General features: G+C 65.2%; 13 protein-coding genes. 6 read left to right on the forward strand and 7 right to left on the reverse strand.

All coding sequences use genetic code 11. The features are described from left to right. Positions 1–62: 62 nt before the first annotated feature. Complete coding sequence (locus tag ACQ3C8_RS15075; protein WP_428853211.1) at positions 63–3,143, reverse strand: transglycosylase domain-containing protein; 3,081 nt, start codon at positions 3,141–3,143, stop codon at positions 63–65. Positions 3,144–3,366: 223 nt separating this feature from the next. Here ACQ3C8_RS15075 and ACQ3C8_RS15080 point away from each other — a divergent pair, with 223 nt between their 5' ends. Together ACQ3C8_RS15080 and ACQ3C8_RS15085 are read left to right on the forward strand one after the other, a co-directional pair. Then, a complete protein-coding gene (locus ACQ3C8_RS15080) occupies positions 3,367–3,876 on the forward strand; it encodes a hypothetical protein (RefSeq protein WP_428853212.1) in 510 nt (169 codons plus the stop codon). A gap of 124 nt (positions 3,877–4,000) precedes the next feature. Beyond that, positions 4,001–4,429 (forward strand): hotdog fold thioesterase, encoded by a 429-nt coding sequence (locus ACQ3C8_RS15085; RefSeq protein WP_009523592.1) that lies wholly within the window; start codon positions 4,001–4,003, stop codon positions 4,427–4,429. 1 nt (position 4,430) lies between these two features. Here the strand turns inward: ACQ3C8_RS15085 and ACQ3C8_RS15090 are convergent, their stop codons facing one another. The 3 genes from ACQ3C8_RS15090 to ACQ3C8_RS15100 all read right to left on the reverse strand — a co-directional run bounded on the left by ACQ3C8_RS15090 (position 4,431) and on the right by ACQ3C8_RS15100 (position 10,284). Then, positions 4,431–6,653 carry an FUSC family protein gene (locus ACQ3C8_RS15090; protein WP_428853213.1) on the reverse strand — a complete coding sequence of 741 codons (2,223 nt, stop codon included), beginning with the start codon at positions 6,651–6,653 and terminating at the stop codon, positions 4,431–4,433. 291 nt (positions 6,654–6,944) lie between these two features. Continuing rightward, positions 6,945–8,516: a rhodanese-like domain-containing protein gene (locus ACQ3C8_RS15095; protein WP_428853214.1), complete on the reverse strand. Its 1,572-nt coding sequence runs from the start codon at positions 8,514–8,516 to the stop codon at positions 6,945–6,947. Positions 8,517–8,574: 58 nt separating this feature from the next. Next, on the reverse strand, positions 8,575–10,284 hold the full coding sequence (locus ACQ3C8_RS15100) for an AMP-binding protein (RefSeq protein WP_428853215.1): 1,710 nt from the start codon (positions 10,282–10,284) through the stop codon (positions 8,575–8,577). Between the two features lie 248 nt (positions 10,285–10,532). Here ACQ3C8_RS15100 and ACQ3C8_RS15105 point away from each other — a divergent pair, with 248 nt between their 5' ends. Continuing rightward, positions 10,533–11,660: a Bug family tripartite tricarboxylate transporter substrate binding protein gene (locus ACQ3C8_RS15105; protein ID WP_428853216.1), complete on the forward strand. Its 1,128-nt coding sequence runs from the start codon at positions 10,533–10,535 to the stop codon at positions 11,658–11,660. 41 nt (positions 11,661–11,701) lie between these two features. After that, the gene (locus ACQ3C8_RS15110) at positions 11,702–12,496 is read left to right on the forward strand and encodes an SDR family NAD(P)-dependent oxidoreductase (protein ID WP_428853217.1); all 795 of its coding nucleotides are present in this window, start codon (positions 11,702–11,704) and stop codon (positions 12,494–12,496) included. 87 nt (positions 12,497–12,583) lie between these two features. Here ACQ3C8_RS15110 and ACQ3C8_RS15115 read toward each other — a convergent pair whose 3' ends face one another. Further along, positions 12,584–13,780, reverse strand: a complete 1,197-nt coding sequence (locus ACQ3C8_RS15115) for an acyl-CoA dehydrogenase family protein (RefSeq protein ID WP_009521567.1) — start codon at positions 13,778–13,780, stop codon at positions 12,584–12,586. A 187-nt stretch (positions 13,781–13,967) separates the two neighbouring features. Here ACQ3C8_RS15115 and ACQ3C8_RS15120 point away from each other — a divergent pair, with 187 nt between their 5' ends. Beyond that, positions 13,968–15,362, forward strand: coding sequence for a PLP-dependent aminotransferase family protein (locus tag ACQ3C8_RS15120; RefSeq protein WP_428853218.1), 1,395 nt, complete (start codon positions 13,968–13,970; stop codon positions 15,360–15,362). A gap of 188 nt (positions 15,363–15,550) precedes the next feature. Here ACQ3C8_RS15120 and ACQ3C8_RS15125 read toward each other — a convergent pair whose 3' ends face one another. Continuing rightward, positions 15,551–17,257 (reverse strand): class I adenylate-forming enzyme family protein, encoded by a 1,707-nt coding sequence (locus tag ACQ3C8_RS15125; protein WP_428853219.1) that lies wholly within the window; start codon positions 17,255–17,257, stop codon positions 15,551–15,553. Positions 17,258–17,694: 437 nt separating this feature from the next. Beyond that, a complete protein-coding gene (locus tag ACQ3C8_RS15130; RefSeq protein WP_009521564.1) occupies positions 17,695–19,038 on the reverse strand; it encodes an acetyl-CoA carboxylase biotin carboxylase subunit in 1,344 nt (447 codons plus the stop codon). Positions 19,039–19,377: 339 nt separating this feature from the next. Between ACQ3C8_RS15130 and ACQ3C8_RS15135 the strand changes: the two genes are divergently transcribed. Then, complete coding sequence (locus ACQ3C8_RS15135) at positions 19,378–19,884, forward strand: flavin reductase family protein (RefSeq protein WP_428849647.1); 507 nt, start codon at positions 19,378–19,380, stop codon at positions 19,882–19,884. The last annotated feature ends 74 nt before the right edge of the window (positions 19,885–19,958 follow it).

Consider the following 19,958-nt stretch of genomic DNA (forward strand, 5'->3'; position numbering starts at 1 on the left):
CGTGATCGATATCCGTGGCGATGCCTGCATCACGTGAGCCATAGCGCCCCGCACATCACATGTTATAGCGGCGTCGACGCGGGCATCGATACAGGCGTTGACCCCGCAAGGCCGGAATCTGGCGTGCGCGGGCACGCCAGCCGGGCGCCGGTACCGGGCGGCTGCAGCGCCGCGACGATCTCGGGCGCGAGTCCGCCCAGCAGCCGGACCGCGAGGCCGCTGGTGAAGCTGTAGCGCGCCGCATACGGCTCGCCCACATGGATCGTGACCGTGCCGTAGAAGCGTTCCCCGATGGTAAAGACGAAGTTTGCGGTGCGGCTGATGGCGCGTGACGCCGTCAGCGCGCCGCTCGGCGAGAACGACTGGTGACGGTGATCGCCCGTGCCCGTCTTGCCGGCCAGTACAAGCGGCGGGCCGGCGCTGCCGGCGGCTTTCTGGAAAAATGGCCGGAGCGCGCGGGCCGTACCGTTGTCGACCACGTCGCGCATGGCGTCACGTACCCGCGAGGCGATCTCCGGTACCAGCAACTGCTCGCCGGACGCAGGTCGAAAACGGAAGCGCGTGGCGAACGGCGTATCGCTGCCGATGTCCAGCGTCTCGACAGCCGTGACGGGCGGACGCCGTCCGTCATTGAGGATGATCGACGCCAGTTCGGCCAGCGCGGCCGGGCGGTCGCCAGAGGCACCGATGGAGGCCGCGTACGACGGCGTGAGCGTGTCGAACGGATAGCCCAGCCGCTGCCAGCGCTTGCCGATGCGTTCGAATGCCGCCTGTTCGAGCAGTGTGCGGATGCGTGTGTTCTGCGCGCCGGTGCGACTGGTCTTGAACAACCAGTTGTAGACCTCCTGCCGCACGGCCTTGCTTTCCTGCAGCAGGCGGTCGAGCGAGGTATCTCCGTAGCGTTCCAGATGCGCCACGAGCCACAATTCCAGCGAATGAATGCCGGACAGGTAGCCGCGATCGTTGAGCGAAAACCGCTCCGGCGCATATTTGTCGTACAGCGTTTGCACGTCGGCGTCGGTGAGGCGCTGGCGTGGCAGCCGGGCGCGCAGCGTGCGGGCGAAATCGTCCACGCCAAGTGCCGGGTCGGCGCTGCGCAGTGCCACCGCGAGCCGAGTCGGAACCGGCTTGACGCGATCGAGCAGGCGCGCCACGCGCTGTGCCCGCGGCAGGCCACGGTAGATGCGCTGGAAATCCGTCAGATAGGCCGCGCCTTCCTGGTCGGCGAACTGCCGCAGGTAGGCAAGCCGCGCATCGGCGGCCTGGCCCGAGAGGATCGCTGCGGCTTCGGGCACGGCACGGTAGGTTTCATAGCGGACGATATCGCGCATCAGGCGGATGAACACCAGGTTCACTGAATTGCGGAAGCCCATGCGCACGGACAACATCTGTCCAGTCTTGGCGGACTCGAAGTTGGAGAATTTCTGCAGCCCGCCGCCTGTCAGGAACAGTTCACTGTCGTTGTCTGAATACTTACGCTCCAGCGCGGCGTCGAGCATCGCGCCCAGATCGCGGTCCCGCGTGCGCAGCAGATAGTCGATCGCCCAGCGGTTCAGGGCGTCATCGCGTTCCGGCGTTTGCGCGTGCAGGCCGATGTCGTCCAGCGCCGCGTAGCGGCTGTGCAGTTCGGCGATGATTTCCAGATAGGTCACCAGCGTGCGTAGCTTGGCTGTGGAACCGAGGTTGAGGCGTGCGCCGGTATTCAGGTCGAATGGCTGGTCGAGCGTGTCGGCCTGGACACGGAGTGCGCTGCTGTCGCCGTCCAGTTCGTAGAGCGTGAAGCTGACGTTCAGGCGTGAAGGATCATCGCCTTCGCGCAGCAGGTTCTTGCCATACAGACCGAAACTGCGCGCGCCGGCTGCTGTGCGGATGGCCTGCAGCGCTTCCGCGACGCGCACCTGCAGGACGCCATTGATCGTGCTGGCGGCCTGGAGGTCGAAACGCTCCAGATCGTAGCGGCTCGCGACACCGGTAAGCCGCGCAAGCTCGCTGCGTACCTGGTTCACAGCCTTGCTGGCGACAAACGAGCTGGTGGCAAGCGGCACGGGTGGGGGCGCCTTATGCAGCGGTGCCTGCAGTGCGGCATCACGCAGGGCGGGGGAGATGATGCCGGCCGCCGCCAGCAGGCGCAGGTAGCTGTCGGTCATGGCGGTCAGTTCGTCGGTATCGCGCCGCAGGTAGTACGACGGTCGGCGCTGCGAGACCACCAGCGAGAGCATCTGTTTGTAGATCTCGCCCTGGCGTGGTGTCGGCGCGTGCATGTCGAGCGCGTGCAGCTCGCGGTTGGCTTCCTCGAAGGGTGTGCCATACCAGAGCGCGAGGCCCTCGCCGATGCCGAGGATTTCCCCGACGGGGCTGCGCGCAGCCAGCGGCACTGCATTCAGGTAGTCGGTGACGATGCGCTGGCGTGCCAGCGTGGTGTCCGGTCCGTCGCGATAGGCGCGTACCGCGGCGGAACCCATCTGCCGGAATTTCTCGCGAACGGATTCCGTGCGCCCGCCCGCCGAGTGCCGGAATTTTTCGATTTGCGTCGCCAGCGTGCTGCCACCCGGCGTACTGTTCTCTGGATCGATGGCGCGCAAGGGCAGATCGAGCGCCGCACGCGCGAGTCGCCGCCAGTCCACGGCCGGATTGCGCTCCGGAAACTCGGGGTCGAGCAAGCTCTGGTTCTCGATGAACAGCAGGCTGTTGACCAGCACGGGAGGAATGTCCGCGAACCCGGCGTACTGCTGTTCCGGATAACGGCGGGCGAACAGCGTCTCCCCGTGGCAGTCCAGTAGCTGGAGGCCAGCTGTGGTTTTTTCGCGGTACGGCGCGTACATGCCCGAGTCGAGCCAGTGCATGAGCGCGGGCGACTGGCGTGCCTGCGCTTCGCGGGTGAAGCCGCGCGCCTCGAGGCGCGTGGTCAGTTGAGGAATCCAGGTGTAGCCGAAGCGGGTGTCGGCCGGCCCATGCATGGGAAAACGGATGGCGTCGCTTGCTCCGGGCTGCTCCTCGAACGTCAGCCCGCGGGCGAAGTCGCTGAGGTAGTGCGCCTGGCGTTGCGAGGTACGCAATTCGTCCACGACAAGCGCCACGGCCACATACACCAGGCCGGCGATCCCCAACAGCAGGCAGACGTAGGTCCAGGTTCTTCGCGACATGTTCCCGTTCCGGCTTGCGGTGCGTTGGCACCGACTGCTTCACTCCATGGTATGTCACGGTGGCAGCACCTGCCAGCGTCAGCGGGCAGGCGGCGCTGCGCCACTGCACGCCCCGCTGGCGATGGACTATAAATGAAGTATGCGGCGCGCCTGACGGGCCGCGGACCGGGGCCACGGCAAACAGTACGCAACAGTGCGGCGGGAGGATGGCAAGGAGCGGAACATGGAACTCCATCTGCAATCTCACCACTTCACCCATCGCCTGCCGGACTGGCGCGCCGCTGCGCTCGCCGGGCTCGTGGCCGGCACGGTGTTCATCGTCATGGAACTGCTGGTAGTGCGGTTCCTGATGTATCAGGGCGCCTGGGGCTCGGTCACCATGGTGGCCGCCATCGTCCTCGGCCGCGATGTTCTCACGGCGCCAGCGCAGCCGGCGTGGATGGTCGTAGGGGTCGCGCTGCTTGTGCATTACGCGCTGGCCATCGTGCTGGCGACGCTGCTGGCGGCATTGATCACCGCGTTTCGGCTCGACAGCGGCTACGCGCTGGCGCTGGGCACGGGCATCGCCTTTGGTGCGCTGGTGTATGTGGTCAACTTCTACGGACTGGTGCGTTTCTTCCCGTGGTTCAACGAGGCGCGCAGCATCGAAAGCCTGTTCGCGCATATGGTCTTCGGCCTGATGGCGGCAGGGGCATACAAGCACCTTGAGCGGCATCCGCCGGAACCGATGTGATGGCCGTGAAGCGACTGCGGCGGGGTGACCGCAGTTGGCGTGGTTTGGGGTAGCCGCCCCGGCGGCAGGTGCCGCCGGCCGGATGCCGGTATGATCGGATGGTTTTCATTCATCCGTTCAACCCATGCTCTGGACCCACCCCAAACCGCTGGAGGCGCTGCAGGCGCGCTCGCAGGATACGGCCGTCTCCAATCTCGGCATTGAATATACCCACATGGATGACGCGTCACTGAGCGCGCGCATGCCGGTGGACGCGCGTACCCGCCAGCCATTCGGCATCCTGCATGGCGGGGCTTCGGTGCTGCTGGCGGAAACGCTCGGCAGCACGGCGGCCAGCATGTGCATCGACCTTGCCACGCACTACTGCGTGGGGCTCGACATCAACGCCAACCATGTGCGCGCCGTGACCAGCGGGTTTGTCACGGGCACCGTGCGCGCCATCCACGTGGGCCGCTCGACGCATGTCTGGGGCATCGAAGTCCGCGACGAGGCTGACCGCTTGGTCTGCATCGCGCGGCTGACCATGGCCGTGCTGCCGCGCGAAGGCCGCTAGATCACACGCGGCTGCGCCGCGTCGCCAGCCATGCGGCCCGTACGGAACGGCGCTGCGCTGCTGCCAGCGTGGACGCACGCTGTTCGCGCAATTCCTCGAGTACCGTAACGGCCCGCATGATGCTGGAACTTACTGCCGCCAGGTCGAGCAACTGATCTTCGAGGCGTTTCTCTACCGCATGTCGGGCGGGTGGAAGCGTGCCCGGCATGGCCAGCGGCGCTACCGGTAGTCGCCGCAGCACGTGCGAGGCGGCATGCAGCAGGCTGCATTGCCGGCGTACCAGCGTCATGGCGGCGTGACGGTAAGCGTCATCAAGCGTGCTGTCATGCAGGGCCGACTGCAGGCGCAGGCCAATGCCGATGAGGCGGCGCGATGCCAGCAGGATCTGCTGCAACTGCGCCGCATGCTCGCGCGCCAGCGGCGTGCTTGAGGCCAGCGCCTGCTCCGCCAGGCTGACGGCGAGGCCGGTACGGGCGCGCCGCGTGTCATTGCGGATGTCGTTGCGTATCTCCTGCCTGTTCAGGCTGCCACCGCTGTTGCCGTGCATGCCGTCGCTGTTCGACTTGCCCTCGTACACTGCGCTCGCGACGTACAGGGCCGCGGCATCGACGGCCAGCGCCACATGGCGCGCGAGCCAGGCGAGCGGCCGTGGACGGGGCGACACCAGTACCAGCGCGAGCGCCAGTGCACAACCCAGCAGGGTGTCGATGCCCCGCAGTACGGCAAACGCCAGGCTCGAACCGAGCGGATGCTCGAGCCACGAAAAATACACCACCGTCAGCGTCAGGAAGAATGCGAATGCACCCATTTGCCCGCGCACGCGCGTGCCATACGCTGCGGCGAGGAATAGCGGCGTCAGCATGGCCATGGCGCCGGGCGGCACGTCGGCCCATGACAGCAGCGCGGCGCTGGCCGCGCCGGCGACGGAACCTGCGAGGCGCAGCCACGCGGAACGTCGGGTCGACTGCATATGGGGCGTCAGTACGATCACCAGGGTGATAGCAAGCCAGTAGCCGTGGCCGGGCAGCAGCAGCGTGGCGATGGCGAGGCCGGCCGTGCCGCCGGCGGCGAGCCGGATGGCATGCTGGGGAAGCGCGGCATCGCGACGCAGAGCAGCACGTGCGCTGCGTGGCAGCAGCAGATGCCAGACAGGCGCGTCCATGTCATCGTCCGCGTCGGTATGCGCAGTGTGCTGTGACGTTGATGGCGACACTGCGGGCAATGGCTGCCCTAATGCCGCGAGGGCCTGTGTCAATGCCGACGGCCGCGACGTGACCACGGCATGCTGCTGCAGCGGCGCCAGCGCGGCGGCAAGACGGTCGCGCAGCTCGACGGGCGCTGTCTGGCGCGGCAGCAGGGCATGCCGGATCTGGCGGTCGGCGGCTTCCATGGCGGCAACAAAGTCCCGGGCGATGGCAATCTGCATGGCATCCGGTTGTGCCGGTCCAGGATGGTAGGCGGCGTGTGCCGGCCGAGGGTATTCCGCCAGCAGCAGGCCAACACGAAAGCACGCATCGGCAAGCGTGACCAGTTCGCCAAAGGTATCCGACCGGCCGTGGCCGAACAGGCGGACGGCATGAACTGCCTGCCGTGCCTGTTCGATCGCCAGACGCAATTGCCGCTTGGCATCCAGGTAACGTTGCGCTGCTTCGTTACCGTGGACGGCAGCGTCCGGGGTTGCGGCGAGGCGCGCGAACTCCGCGAGGGCGCTGAACATCGCGATGATTTCATCGCGCGGGCGGCGATCCGGTTCGCTGGGGAACAGAACCAGGCAGCACGCGATGGCCGCCATGCTGCCTATGCCGTAGTGCAGGGCAGCTGGCAGCGCTGCGGCGCTATCGGCCAGCGGCACGCCGGCCGAGGTCAGGAACGCGACAAAGACCAGTTTGGCCGGCTGCGCCACGGCACTGTGCTGCGAGCCATAGAGGCCCACCATCAGGCCGACCACGGCCGCTGCGGCCAGTGCCAGCGGCAGGTTGTGACTGGTGAATGCCCCCAGGCCGCACGCCAGGCTGCCGGCCAAGGCCAGGATCGACATATTGCGCAGGCGGGCATGCACTGGGCCGACGAGATCCGCGAGCGCGGTCCATACGGCGGCAATGGCCGCGCCGTACCAGGCACGCTGCCCGGTTTGTAGCGCAATCAGCACAAAGATGGTGTAGGGCAGGGCGTGCACGATGCCCCAATGCAGGGCATGGCGGTGGGTTTGGAGGGTGGCGCGCACGCGCGCGCAGGGACGGCACAGCATCGGTTGACCTTGGACACAGCCCGCGACAGGAAGCATGCGGGATTCGCGCGGGCGCCTGGAGGGGCGCCCAGGCAGACTCAAGCAAGCCGTATGCCACTTGTCGTTGCCACGTGGGCGCGGTGTGGGGCTGTGTCGCCGTGTGCCGTGTGGAGGTATGGCCTCTACGTGATTGCCATACGGCCGTGATGCCTGGTCAATGCGTGCTCATCGGCGCGCTGGGTCGGCGCAATGCGGGGCTGGCCGCAATAGTCTGCGGTCAGCGGTATCTCAGTGGTGCGGATGGGTTGCCGCCAGTTCGATTTCCCACGACAGGTAGTCGCGCATCGCCTGTTCGCCGCGCTTGTACGGCGGCAGCAGGATATCGTCCTGGGGCGGCATGGTGGCGGTCTCCAGCGTGTAGCCGGCATGTTTCCACGCTGCGGTGCCGCCTTCAAGTGCGGCGACCGTGCTGTATCCGAGTTGCTGGAGCGTATGCGCGGCGTAGACGGCATGGATACCGGAGCCGCAGGTCACCAGCACCGGCATGGACGGGTCAGGAATGACCTGCGCCACGAGATGCTCGAGCCAGCTGCGCGGCAACCACGTCGCACCGTCGATATGACCCTCACAATAGTGCGCGCTGGTATCCACGTCGAGAATGTGCAAGCGACCGGACTGGCGAATCAACTCATGTGCCTCGACCGGCGTGATGCAACGTACGGCGTTCCGGGCGGCCTCCCATCCGGCAGGCTGCTGGCGCGCACGGCCAGTGGTGACAGCATGGCCGGCATCTCGCCACGCCGCCATGCCGCCGGCCAGCACGCCGACCTGCGTGAAGCCCATGCGCTGCAGCCAGACTGCGCTCAGGCGCGCGCGCGTTTCATCGTCGTCGATCAGCACGATGCGGGCGGTCCGGACAGCGATGAAATCGTCGGCGCGCTGCACGATCTGTCCGCCCGGAACCCACTGCGCGCCAGGGACGTGCCCGGCAATGTGGTCGTCGCGCTGGCGTACATCGAACACGTAGAGATTGCCGGCATCCTCCAGCCATGCCGCCAGCGTTGCCGCATCCACACTGGCGATGCCCGCGGCTTCGGCCATGGCCCGGCTGGTTGCCGAGGCATGGGCCAGGCTTGTCGCCGACGGCGTGCCGAGTGTGCGCCGCGCGCCGCGCTCGACTTCCTTGCCGGCCAGCAGCCAGCCCATGGTGCCGTTGCGCAGCGCCACGGCCTGCGTCACGCCAAGTTCGCGCAGCGTTTGCGCGGCGATCAGGCTGCGCGTACGGCCAGCACAGTGGACCACGACCGGACCGTCATGGTGGCGCAAGTCGCCTGCATGGCGTGCGATATCGAAGCTCGGTCCGCTGGTCGAGCCGGGAATGCATGCTTCCCGATATTCCTCCGGCGTACGGACATCGAACAGCAGGATGTTACGGCCTTCGTCTTGCCATTGCCGGAAGCTTTCCGCGTCGACATCCGGAATCGCGTAGTGGTGGTAGGCCACTTCGCCATAGAGCTTGCTGGGCACATTGTTGCCGGTCGCGATGGGGTAGCCCGCTGCGCGCCACGCCTCGATGCCGCCGCACAGCCAATGGACCTTGCGGTAGCCAAGCGTCGCCAGCGTTTCGGCGGCCAGCGTGGCCCGCCCGGTGTCGTCATCCGTCACGACGATGGCCGTGTCCGGATCGCGCACCAGCGTGGCGATCCGCAGCTCGATGCGGCGGCGCGGCAGAACGGTCGCGCCGGGAATATGGCCGCGGTCGGCTTCCATCGGTTCGCGGACATCGAAGAGTGCCATCGGCTGTTTGGCTTCACGCCACTGGTGGAGGGTTGCGGCGTTGATGGTATTGGTGCGGGACATGGGTGCCTGGCAGAAAAAGGGATGATCGGTGGAAGAAGAGCCGGTCGCCTGCATAGCCTCATGCGGCTGGTATCGAGGGCTGCGCGGGCGCCTGTGCCGGTGCCTGCTCCTGGAGCGCCTGGAGGGTCGCATTGGCGCGGGTTTTCAATTCCAGCTTCTTGATTTTCTGGCTGCCGGTGAGCGGCCATTCGGTCACGAACTCGACGTAGCGTGGCGCCTTGTAGCTGGCGATGTTGTCCTTGCAATACCGGATGAGCGCTTCCGCGGAAACGTCAGCTGAGGCCAGCGTTTCCACGTAGGCATACGCTACTTCGCCAAGGCGGGCGTCTGGCACGCCGACGACCACAGCCTGGCGGACACCGGGATAGGTCTGCAGGAATTCCTCGATCTCCTGCGTCGCGACGTTGAAGCCGCTGGGCTTGATCATCTCCTTCACGCGGCCGCGATAGATCAGGTAGCCGTCCGCATCGAGCTCGCCGAGGTCGCCGGTACGCAGCCAGCCTTCCGCATCGAAGGTCTTGGCGTTTTCGTCCGGCCGCTTGTAGTACCCGGGCATGACGGTATAGCCGGCCACGCGGATTTCGCCGACCTTGCCGGGCGGCAGGGCAGTTTCGGTATCGATGTCGACGATCCGTACCTGCACGCCGGCGCAGGGCCGGCCGTTGGTGTGCGCGCGTTTGTCGAGCGGGTCGTCATAGCGCGTGCGCGAGACGGCGTTGGTCGTTTCTGACATGCCGTAGGTGCCGATCATGTCATGCACGCCCAGGGTGTTGACGAGCCACAGAAACGAGGCCGTCGGCAGCGGTGCGCCGTAGCCGACCCGCAGGCTGGAGAGGTCATGCGTATCGCGTGCGGGATATCCCTTCAGGTCCTGGACGATGGTGTCGACGAAGAAGCTCGCGGTGATGCGCTCGCGTTCGATGACCGTGCAGAAATTGTGGACATCGTAGGGATTGCTGTCGATGACCATGGTCGCACCTGATAACCAGAGCGCCAGCGTGTAGCCGGTGCCGGTGGCCGTGAATAGTGGCACGCTGGCGAGATAACGGTCTTTGGTATCGAAGCCGAAGCACCATGCTGCATAGGCATTGTTCTGCAGCAGCGGGCCGTGGCACACCATGGCGCCCTTGGGAAACGAGGTGGTGCCGGAGGTGTAGAGGATCTGCGCCACATCGCCCGGCTTGACGCTGGCCACACGCTGCTCCAGCACCCCGTCGTCGAGCAGTGCCTTGCCGGCCGCTTCGATGGCCGCAAACGACGTGATGCTGTCCGGCAGCGGCGTCGACTCGTCCGCCTGCAGACCAATCACGCGGCGCAGCTCAGGCATCTCCTTGCACTGCCACGCCCCTTGCGGCTGCGTGGCCAGGCCCGGCTCGAGGCGTTCGAGGATGTCGAGATAGCGCACGCCGCGCACCGCGCCGTGCTGCACGATCAGCGTGCGGGCATCGGACTGCGCCAGCACATAGCCGACATCCTTCTCGCGAAAGCGCGTGTTCACCGGCACCAGCACCGCGCCGATCATGGGAATGGCCCAGCGGGCCACGAGCCAGTCGGGCCGGTCGGCCATCCAGAGCGCGACGTGTTCGCCGGACTCGATGCCCTGGGCGATCAGCCCGCGGGCAAAGGCCCGCACGCGGTCGGCCAGCTGTGTAAAGCTGATGCGGTCAGCACCATAGACGACAGCCTCGCGGCTGCCGTATTCGCGCGACGCCCACAGCAGGGCATCGCCGAAGGTGCGTTCAACCCAGGGAAGGTCTTTGATTTCCAACGTGTTCTCCAGCACGGCGGTTGCCAGCCGTTGCGGTCAAATCGAAATTGATCCCTAAAGAATGGTATCAATTATACGAATTGATACCAAATTATCTAGGGGTTGCACCTATTTAATATGCGCGCAATCTTGGTATATTGCCCCGAAATGCTGCATTCGGCTTCTCGATTTTCCATCTCGCAGGTGGCCGGGCGAATCGGCGTCTGGCCACCTGCATCGTGCAAGGCACTCAGAACGGAGACTGTGGAATGGACCAACGCGCTCAAGGCAGCATGCAACTGCATCAGACGGACCCACATACCGGGATCGGCATTATGACGACAGCGGGGGCGAGCCATGCCGCTAGCAGGACGCCGGCCAAGCCCGGCGAGCCGGTGCCGGCCCGGATGGCCACATGGGCCGCCCGGTGGGTGTGCATTGGCGCTGTGGTACTGGGCAGCCTCGGCCTTGCATGGTCTCCGGCCTACGCAGACACGTATCCCAGCAAGCCGGTGAAGATCGTGGTGCCCGTGCCGCCCGGCGGCGCCAACGATATGCTGGCTCGCATCATCGGGCAGCAGTTGCAGCAACGCCTGGGCCAGGCATTCGTGATCGACAACAAGGGTGGCGCGAGCGGTGTGCTCGGCACCAACGAGGTCGCCAAGGCGGCACCCGATGGCTACACGCTGCTGCTGACCTATGGTGGCCCCGTCAGCTCCGGTCTTGCCCTGCTCAAGTCGGTCCCTTACCAGGCAGAACGCGATCTGGTGGCGGTATCGCGGATCGCCGAGGTCTACCAGGTGATGGTGGTGTCCCCCAAGCTCAACGTAAGCACGCTGAAGGATGTCGTGTCGCTGTGCCATGCCAAGCCCAATACGCTGAATGCATCCGTCAACGTGCCCGGTTCGATGGCGCACCTGCTGACAGCCAAGCTGGGCATGGACACCAAGTGCAAGTTCACCTCGGTGGCGTACAAGGGAACAGGCCCGGCCCTGAATGACCTGCTGGGCGGCCATGTCGATTTCACCATCGACACCTTCACCGCGCTGGTGCCGCATGTGAATGCCGGCAAGCTGAAGGCGGTAGCGGTTTCTTCGGCGCAGCGTGCGGAGCAGCTGCCCAATGTGCCATCGTTCAAGGAACTCGGCTACAAGGACCTGGAAGTGGCGACGTGGTTCGCATTGTTCGCGCCGGCCGCGACGCCGCCGGCCGTCGTGACGCGGCTGAACCGCGAGATGAACGAGATCCTGCAGATGAAGGAAGTGCGCAAGGCGATTGCCGACATGGGCGCCACGCCGGCACAGCCCAATACCGTCGACGAGGCCAAGCAGTTCGTCCACGAGGAAGCAGTCAAGTGGGCCCGCGTGGTCCGGGAAGCCGGTATTGCTGCAAACTGACATTGGCGGCGCGCTGAAGCGGCTGGCACAGGGGAGATGACATGGTGAAGTACGGGCTGTCGGGAAAGGTCGCCTGGGTGGTCGGCGCGAGCGGTGCGGTGGGCCAGGCGGTCGCCGCGCTGCTGGCTGCCGAGGGTTGCCGCGTGGTGATCTCGTCGCGCAATGCCGAGCGCCTCGTGGCGCTGGCGGAACAAGTGCGTGCCAGTACCGGTGCCGATTGCCTGGCCTTGCCGATGGATATCACGCAGCGCGAAGCCGTGGACCGGACCGCCAATGAGATCGTGGCGCGGCATGGCCGCATCGATCTCCTGGTGAACACCACCACGGTGCCGCGCTTCGGCGATTTTCTCGAGTTGCCGGATGCAGCGTGGCAGGAAGTCTACGAGACCAAGTTCTTCGGCTACCTGAAGGTGATGCGCGCCGTCCTGCCGCATATGGCCAAGGCGCAGTACGGACGCATCGTCAACGTTTCCGGGCGCGGTGGCCACCAGCCGACGCAGCCGGTGCACCTGCCCGGGATGACGGCGAACGCTGCCGTCAACCTGATGACCAAGGGGCTGGCCAACATGTATGGTGCCAGCGGCATCCGCATCAACGTGGTGGCGCCCGGGCCGGTACGGTCGCAGCGCTACGATGCCATCCTGGCGGCCAGCAAGGCGCTGGGCGGCAGCGGCAGCCATGCGCCGGCGAGTGCGTTCAATACCCAGCCGCTGAGCGGTCAGCATGCGTTGCCGGAAGAGATTGCCGCGGCCGTGGCGTTTCTCTTGTCCGATGCCGCGAGCTTGCTGAATGGCATCGTGATGCAGACGGATGGGGGCAGCACGGCCTCGCTGTAAGGCGCCGCCACGAGGTACGTTATGGCGGGCCGTGAGGCGGTGCCGCCGTCAAAGGCATGGGGCAGCTCTGTGCTGCCCCATGTGTATTTACCGCTGTGTCGTCGAATCGAACTGCTCGCCCAGTGTGGCCAGTCCGAGCGTCTGCGCGGACTTGTCGTGCACCGCATGCAGGACATGCGTGTGCAAGTCGGCCAGGTACGTGGCCAGCGGATATTCCTCGAACAGCGAGGTGGATCCTGCCGCATGGATGATCTTGTGGGAGGCATTGAAGGCCATGTGCGCGGCTGTGGACTTGGCGGCGATCGACAGCAGCTCGGCCTGCACGATATCGCCTTCGGCCCACGCGGCAATCGCGCGGTGGAAGAGGGCGCGCGTCGCTTCCAGCTCGATGCGGATCTCGCCGGTGCGCAGGTGCAGGATGTTGTCCTTGGTGCGGCCCTTGAGCTTCATATAGTCGATGAACCAGTCGAACATGCCCTCGGTGGCGCCAAGGTAGTTGGCGGCAAAGCCGAGGTGATAGCGCCCCTGCCAGCGGCCGCGCGGATATTCGCCGGGCTGGCCGAGGATCTGTTCGTCGGGCACGAAGACGTTGTCGAACACGATGATCGGGCTGTCTGCCGCGCGCATGCCGGCAGGACGGTACCAGGTGGGGTCAACGGTGATGCCTTCCATCTTGTCGTCGATCAGCATCATCAGATGGTTCTCGAGCGGATTGTCGACGCCGTCGATGGCGGCGGTGGCGATCATTGCGCCCATGTAGCTCGCATTGGTGGCGTAGTTTTTCTCGCCGGTCACACGCCAGCCGCCTTCCACGCGCTTGGCCTTGGTGTTGACCATGTACTGGCTGCGGCGCTTGGCTTCCGAGCCGACAAAGCCGATCAGGCGGCCATCGCGCAGCGCCGGCTTGAGGTAGCGGTCGATCTGGTATGGCGTACCGATTTTCTCGATGATCCAGGTGGCATGCATATGGACCTGGAAGCAATGCGCCGTGCTCGGGCAGCCATAGGCGAGCGTGCGGATCGCCTGCACATAGGTGGCCTTGTCGGCGTCGTCGAGGGTCGAGCCGGCGCCGCCGAGCGCCTCGCTGACGGCCGTGCGCAGCCAGCCGCGTGCATGCAGCTGTTCGATGTTGCGGATCGGCATGTCCCAGGTTTTTCCGCAGGCACGGCCGGTCGGCCGGAAATCGTCGATGACCAGCCGGCGGAGTTCCTGCATGCGCGGTGTCTGGGCCGCCTGTTCCGCGTCCAGAGCGGTGTACCGGTGAAGCGCTGAAGTCTGGGTCATGCTGCCTCCTTTGGGATTGATTCTATTGTGATGTCATTCTTATGGATCAATTGTCTTCAAATGATACCATCTAAGTAAATCAATATTGGGAAATATCGCGCGGTGACGTTGGCTTTGCCCGCATCAGGCGGGCTGGGCAGGCCAGACGAACTGATACAATCGGTCATCAATCAATACGGGTAATGCTATGTCGGGAAAGTGGGTACCAGACCTGTCGAGTGCGGTCGGTCCGAAGTATCTGGCGGTCGCGGGAGAGATCGCGCGCGCCATCGAGAGCGGAGAACTGGTGCCCGGCGACCAGTTGCCGCCGCAGCGCGATCTGGCTGAACAGCTGGGTGTGACGGTCGGCACGGTGAGCCGGGCGTATGCGCTCGCCCGCAAGCACAACCTGGTGTCGGGCGAGGTCGGGCGCGGAACGTTCATTACCGGCATGCCGACAGAGGTGGAAGCGCCACGCACCTTCTCCCCGCAGGCCGATGCGGTGATTGACCTGCAGTCATACAGCGCCGCCCCGACCGACCAGGGTAGCCTGCTGCTGTCCCGCGCGCTGGGCGAGCTGGCCGAGCGCGTCCTGATGATGCCGCTGCACAAGTATCCCGCCAATATGGGTACGGAATCCCATCGCCAGGCCGGCGCCACGTGGATCCGGCGTAGCGGACTGGAAGCCGCGGCAACGGATGTGCTGCCTACCTATGGCGCACAGGAGGCGCTGTCGATCTGTCTCGACGTACTTGCGCAACGTGGCGATACGGTACTGGCCGAGGCCATTACCTACGCGGGCCTCAAATCGATGGCCGCGATCAAGGGGCTGCACCTGCAGCCGCTGGAGATGGATGACGAAGGCGTGACGCCGGAGGCGCTGGAGCGCGAGGCGAAGAAAACGCGCGCCCGCCTGCTGTATCTCCAGCCGACGGTGCACAACCCGACCACGCGCACGATGTCGGCGCGACGCCGTACCGAGATTGCGCGGATCATCAAGAAGCACGATCTCGTGCTGATCGAGGACGATGCCGCGGTGAGCCCGCTGCGCGAGCGGCCGGCGCCGCTGAGCGCGCAACTGCCGGGCCGTGCGTGCTATATCACCAGCCTCTCGAAATTCATGAGTCCGGTCGTGCGCGTGGGCTATCTTCACACCAGCGGACCCATGCTGGGTGCGCTGGCGGATGCGTTGTATGCGAACCGCCTCGGGCCCTCGACCCTGAACCTGGAGCTGGCCACGTCACTGGTGCAATCACGTGCGGCGGAGACGCTGGCCGATGCCTATCTGGATGCCATGGGCCGGTGCCTGGATACCGCGCGCGCCGTCTTCGCGCCCGACCAGTTCCGCGCCGCGCTCGGCAGCAATTACCTGTGGCTGAACATTCCCAGGGCGTGGAATGCCGACGAATTCGTGCGTGCCGCACGCCAGCAGGGGCTGGCGATTCCGTATCTCGACAACTTCCTGATCGACAGCCGGGCGGGCGACGTGGGCACGCGCATCACGCTTAATGCCGCGCTCGCGCCAGACATGCTCAAGACCTGCTTTGCCAAGCTGGCAACGCTGCTGGCGTCACGGCCAACGCGCTACAGCTCGGTGGTCTGAGCAGGGCTCTGCGGCGCAGCGCCGGTCGCCGCGCGGCATCGATTGCATCAGCCGCGGGCGGCCAACATGCGCGCTCGATGGGCGGTGGTCAGTCTGAGTGTCCGCATCAATCTGCAGATCTGTGCCTGGTACCGGTGCTGGCGATCGACCCCAGCGACCGGTTTCCGGTATGACCCGAGGCGGGTAGATCAGGCCGTCGCCCTCGATGCAAGGTTGCGTACCGGTAGCAGATGTTCGACCATCTTGCGCAGCTGGAACTTCTGCACCTTGCCGGTCCCGGCGGTAACCGGCAGGCTCTCCACCGGCACCACGTGACGCGGTACCTTGTATGACGGCAGGTGCTCGCGCAGGAAGGCCAGAAAGGCGGCCTCGTCGAAGCTGTCCCGCGCAGCCCCGGACAGCACCACGCACGCCACACCGACCTGCCCCGCGACCGGATCGTCCTGGCCGAATACCGCCGTATCGACGACGTCCGGATGCTGCCGGACCACGGCTTCGACATCGGATGGCGAGATATTGAAACCGTTGGTCTTGTAGCCGTCGCTGTAGCGGTACAGGAAGCTGAGCCGCCCATCGTCGCGCACCACGCCGAAGTCGCCGGTGTGGAACCAGCCGTCCGTGTCCACCGCCTGCCGCGTTTCCTCAGGCTTGTTGTAGTACCCCTTCATGATGCAGTAGCCGCGCAGCTGGATTTCCCCCGGTGTGCCGGGGCCGCAGATCGCGCCGGTTTCCGGGTCGACGATGCGCAGCTCGATGCCGGGCAGCGGATGCCCCTGCGAGGTCATGCGCGCCTCGGCTGGATCGTCCCAGCGGTTGCGGACTGCGACCGTCGTCGATTCCGTGAGGCCATAGCCGATGATGGCGCCGGGAATACCCAGCTTGTCCGTCACCAGCTGGAAGATCGAGTGATCGAGCGACACCACGTTCGCCGTACGCATGGTCGCCAGCTTGCTGCGGACTTCCGCGTGCGGCAGCGCCTCCAGGGCCACGATCATCGGCGGTAGCAGGTGCGTCATCGTGCAACGCTCCTGCGCGGCCAGGTCGAGAAATGCTTGCGGCGTGAAGCGCTCCATGACGACGATAGCGCCGCCGCGCGTCCAGAACGGTAGCACGCCGTTCATCATCGCCAGCGATCCGAACAACGGGATGGCCAGCAGCAGCCGGTCGTTTTCAGTCTGGTCCGTGTACATGCCGATGTCCCACGCCTTGCGGAACACCGAATGGGCGATCAGCGCGCCTTTCGGCAGGCCGGTGGTGCCCGATGAGTAGGAGATCAGCGCGGGCGCTTCCGGGTCCTCTGCCAGTGGCAGGGGACCGCTTTGGATGTCCTTGGCGTTTTCCGTCTCATCCGTGTCATCGGGCCGGGACCAGTCGAGCACATGCGGATGCGCTGTCGGATCGAGCGCGATCACCTGCTCGAGGGCTGGCAATTCGGCGCGGAACGAAGCGATGTCACCGATGAAATCCTTGAACGCTCCATCGCCCGGAACGATGATCGCGCGGCTGTCGGACTGCGCAACCTGATAGGCCACCTCCTGGCCTTTGAGGCGCGTGTTGATGACCACGGCGAGCATGCCGATCTGCGCCGCGCCCAGCCAGTACCATAGAAACTCGGGCCGGTTGGGCATCCACAGCGCAAGCTTGTCGCCGGGCCGGAAGCCCGCGGCGAGCAGCCGTGCGGAGGCGCGATCGATTTCCGCCAGCGCGGCATGGAACGTCCAGCGGCGCCCATCCATGACAAGTGCTTCGCGCTCACCGAATCGATCAGCGATGAGACGCAGCGACTGGCCATAGGTCAGGCCGATGAAAGGATTGGTTTCCACCTTGGCCGCGTTGGTTGTGTTGACCGTGGTGGCAGGAGTAGGGCGGGGTGCGGCCAAGTGCATGGCGTTCATCTTATCGAGGTGCTCGGTGGGGAAACGCGCGAAGCAGGGCGCGCGCAAGCCGCTGGCAATGTCTGAATGGATTGCATCAATTAATCGCGATTCAGTGGGTACAATTTGCAAAAATTGTCCGATAAATCATAATGCATTGTGTCGAGCGTGGCAATCGGCGTGGGTGCGGACCGGCGTGTGGCAGTTGGTATCAGGACGCGGCACACGGGAAAACGGAGGGGTATGTGGCCACTGGGGAGGCGACGCGTGGCGGAAAGCAAGTCGTGGTGCGTGATGTCGTGCATGAGATGAGCCACAGGGTTGCGTTTGGGGCCCGATGCTCGGCCATAGGTCCGACCACGCGTGCGGCGGTGCCGGGCGCGATGACGCACGCCCGAGGAGTTTGGCGATGGCGCAAGCAGCCGGGCCGAAGCCCGGCATACCCGCGCCCGGGTCTCTTACTGCCCGAGGATCTGCATGCCCAGTCCGGTATGCACCTCGCCGGAGGCGAAGGTGGCATCGGCCAGGACTTTCTGCGCGAACGGAATGTTTGTCTTCACGCCTTCGATGACGGTCGCTTCCAGGGCTGCGCGCATGCCGGCGATGGCCTGGGCGCGGTCGGGGGCATGCACGATGCACTTGGCGATCATCGGATCGTAGTAGGGCGTGATGCGATTGCCTTCGCTGAAGCCGCACTCCACCCGTACGCCAGGTCCGCTCGGCAGGCGCAGCGTCTTGAGCGTGCCCGGCGACGGGTAGAAGCGCACCGGATCTTCGGCATAGATGCGCACCTCGATGGCGTGCCCGTTGATCTGCGGCTGCGACGGAATGACCTCGTTCAGGCGCGCGCCGCCCGCCAGGCGGATCTGCGCGGCGACCAGGTCGATGCCGGTGATCTCCTCGGTGACCGCGTGCTCCACCTGCAGGCGCGTATTCATTTCGAGGAAGCTGAACAGGCCGTCGCGGTCACGCAGCGTCTCGGCGGTGCCGATCACGTCGTAGCCGCTCGCCTCCATGGCCTGCACGATGCGGTCGCCCATGGCCTCCACATCGGTGCGCGGCAGGCGCGGCGCGGGCGATTCCTCGATGACCTTCTGGTGGCGGCGCTGGATCGAGCAGTCGCGTTCGAACAGGTGGCAGGCATTGCCATGGCGGTCGGCGAGGATCTGGAACTCGATATGGCGCGGCTGCACCATCAGCTTTTCCAGGTAGATCTCGGCGCTGCCGAAGCTGCGGCCAGCCATGGAGCGGGCCTGCGTCACGGCGTTCTGCAGTTCTTCCGCCGAGTGTGCCGCGAGCATGCCGATGCCGCCGCCGCCAGCGGCAGGTTTGACGAGCACGGGAAAACCGATCTTCTCGGCGGCGGCGAGCGTCGCTGTCCAGTCCTCATCGAGCAGGCCCGAGCTCGGCGACATCGGCATGCCGTAGCGGGCCATGGTTTCGCGGGCACGGGTCTTGTGGCCCATGGCTTCGATCCACTCCGGCGAGGGGCCGATGAAGCGTGCGCCGCTGGCATTCACGCGGGCCGCGAAGGTGGCGTTTTCCGAGAGGAAGCCGTAACCGGGGTGCACGCCGTCCGCGCCGCTTTCCTTGATGACCTGCAACAGCAGGTCCTGGTTCAGGTAGCTCTCCAGGGGCGCGGCGGCGCCGATGGCGTAGGTCTCGTCGGCTTCCGCAAGATAAGGCAGGTCCTTGTCGGCCTCCGAGTACACCGCCACCGAGCGGATGCCCATCTGGCGCAGCGAGCGGATGACGCGGCGGGCAATCGCCCCACGGTTGGCGACGAGGATTTTCTGGAACATTGCAGGTCTCCTGAAGGTGGTTCAAGCCGCTGTGGAAGCCGGCCAATTATTCCACATATTGCAACTATTATAAAAACGACACTTTATTATGACCGGCGCAAATTTTGCGGTTGCACAACGCCGGAGAAAACGATGTTCTTTTAAGTTATTGAATATAAATGTAAAACTGCGATTTTTCAGCCGATGTTGCAGTGAGACAGGGCCGCGAATCGCGTCGTTTCAACGCTATTTTAAAGTATCATATATTGACATAACTAGTCTTGTTGACTAAAGTTTTCTTAAAAGAAGATCGCCGCCAGGTGCATGGGCGCCGGTGCTGTCAAGCTGACTTGGAGAGACATGTTGAACAACGAACTGGATGCGCAGCGTTTTCGTCAGGCCCTGCGGTGCTTTGCGACCGGGGTGACGATCATTACCACCGTCACGCCGGAAGGCGAGCCGATCGGCCTGACGGCAAATTCGTTCAACTCGGTGTCGCTCACCCCGCCGCTGGTGCTGTGGAGTCTGAACAAGCGCTCGCGCAATCTGCCTGCATTCGAAAATGCGGGGCACTACGCCATCAATATCCTGCATGCCGACCAGATGTCGCTCGCCGGCCGTTTCGCATCGCCAGTGGAGAACCGCTTCGAAGGCGTGGACTGGTATTACGGCAAGAACGGCATGCCACTGCTCGCGGGCAGCGTGGCGTGGTTCGAGTGCGCCAGCAATATGCGGCATGAGGGCGGCGATCATCTGATCTTCATCGGCGAAGTGCTCGACACGGGGCACTCCGAAGGCACGCCGCTGCTGTATGCCAGCGGCAACTACAGCGTGCCGCATTCGCACCCCGATCTGGCGCGCGCCTGATCCCTGTTTTATTCGCGCCGTACCGTCCCACGTTGCTCGGGATGGTGCGGCGCGTTTTCTATTTGCCCCGCGGG

It is taken from the genome of Imbroritus primus, from assembly GCF_964332355.1.
GTDB lineage: Bacteria > Pseudomonadota > Gammaproteobacteria > Burkholderiales > Burkholderiaceae > Imbroritus > Imbroritus primus.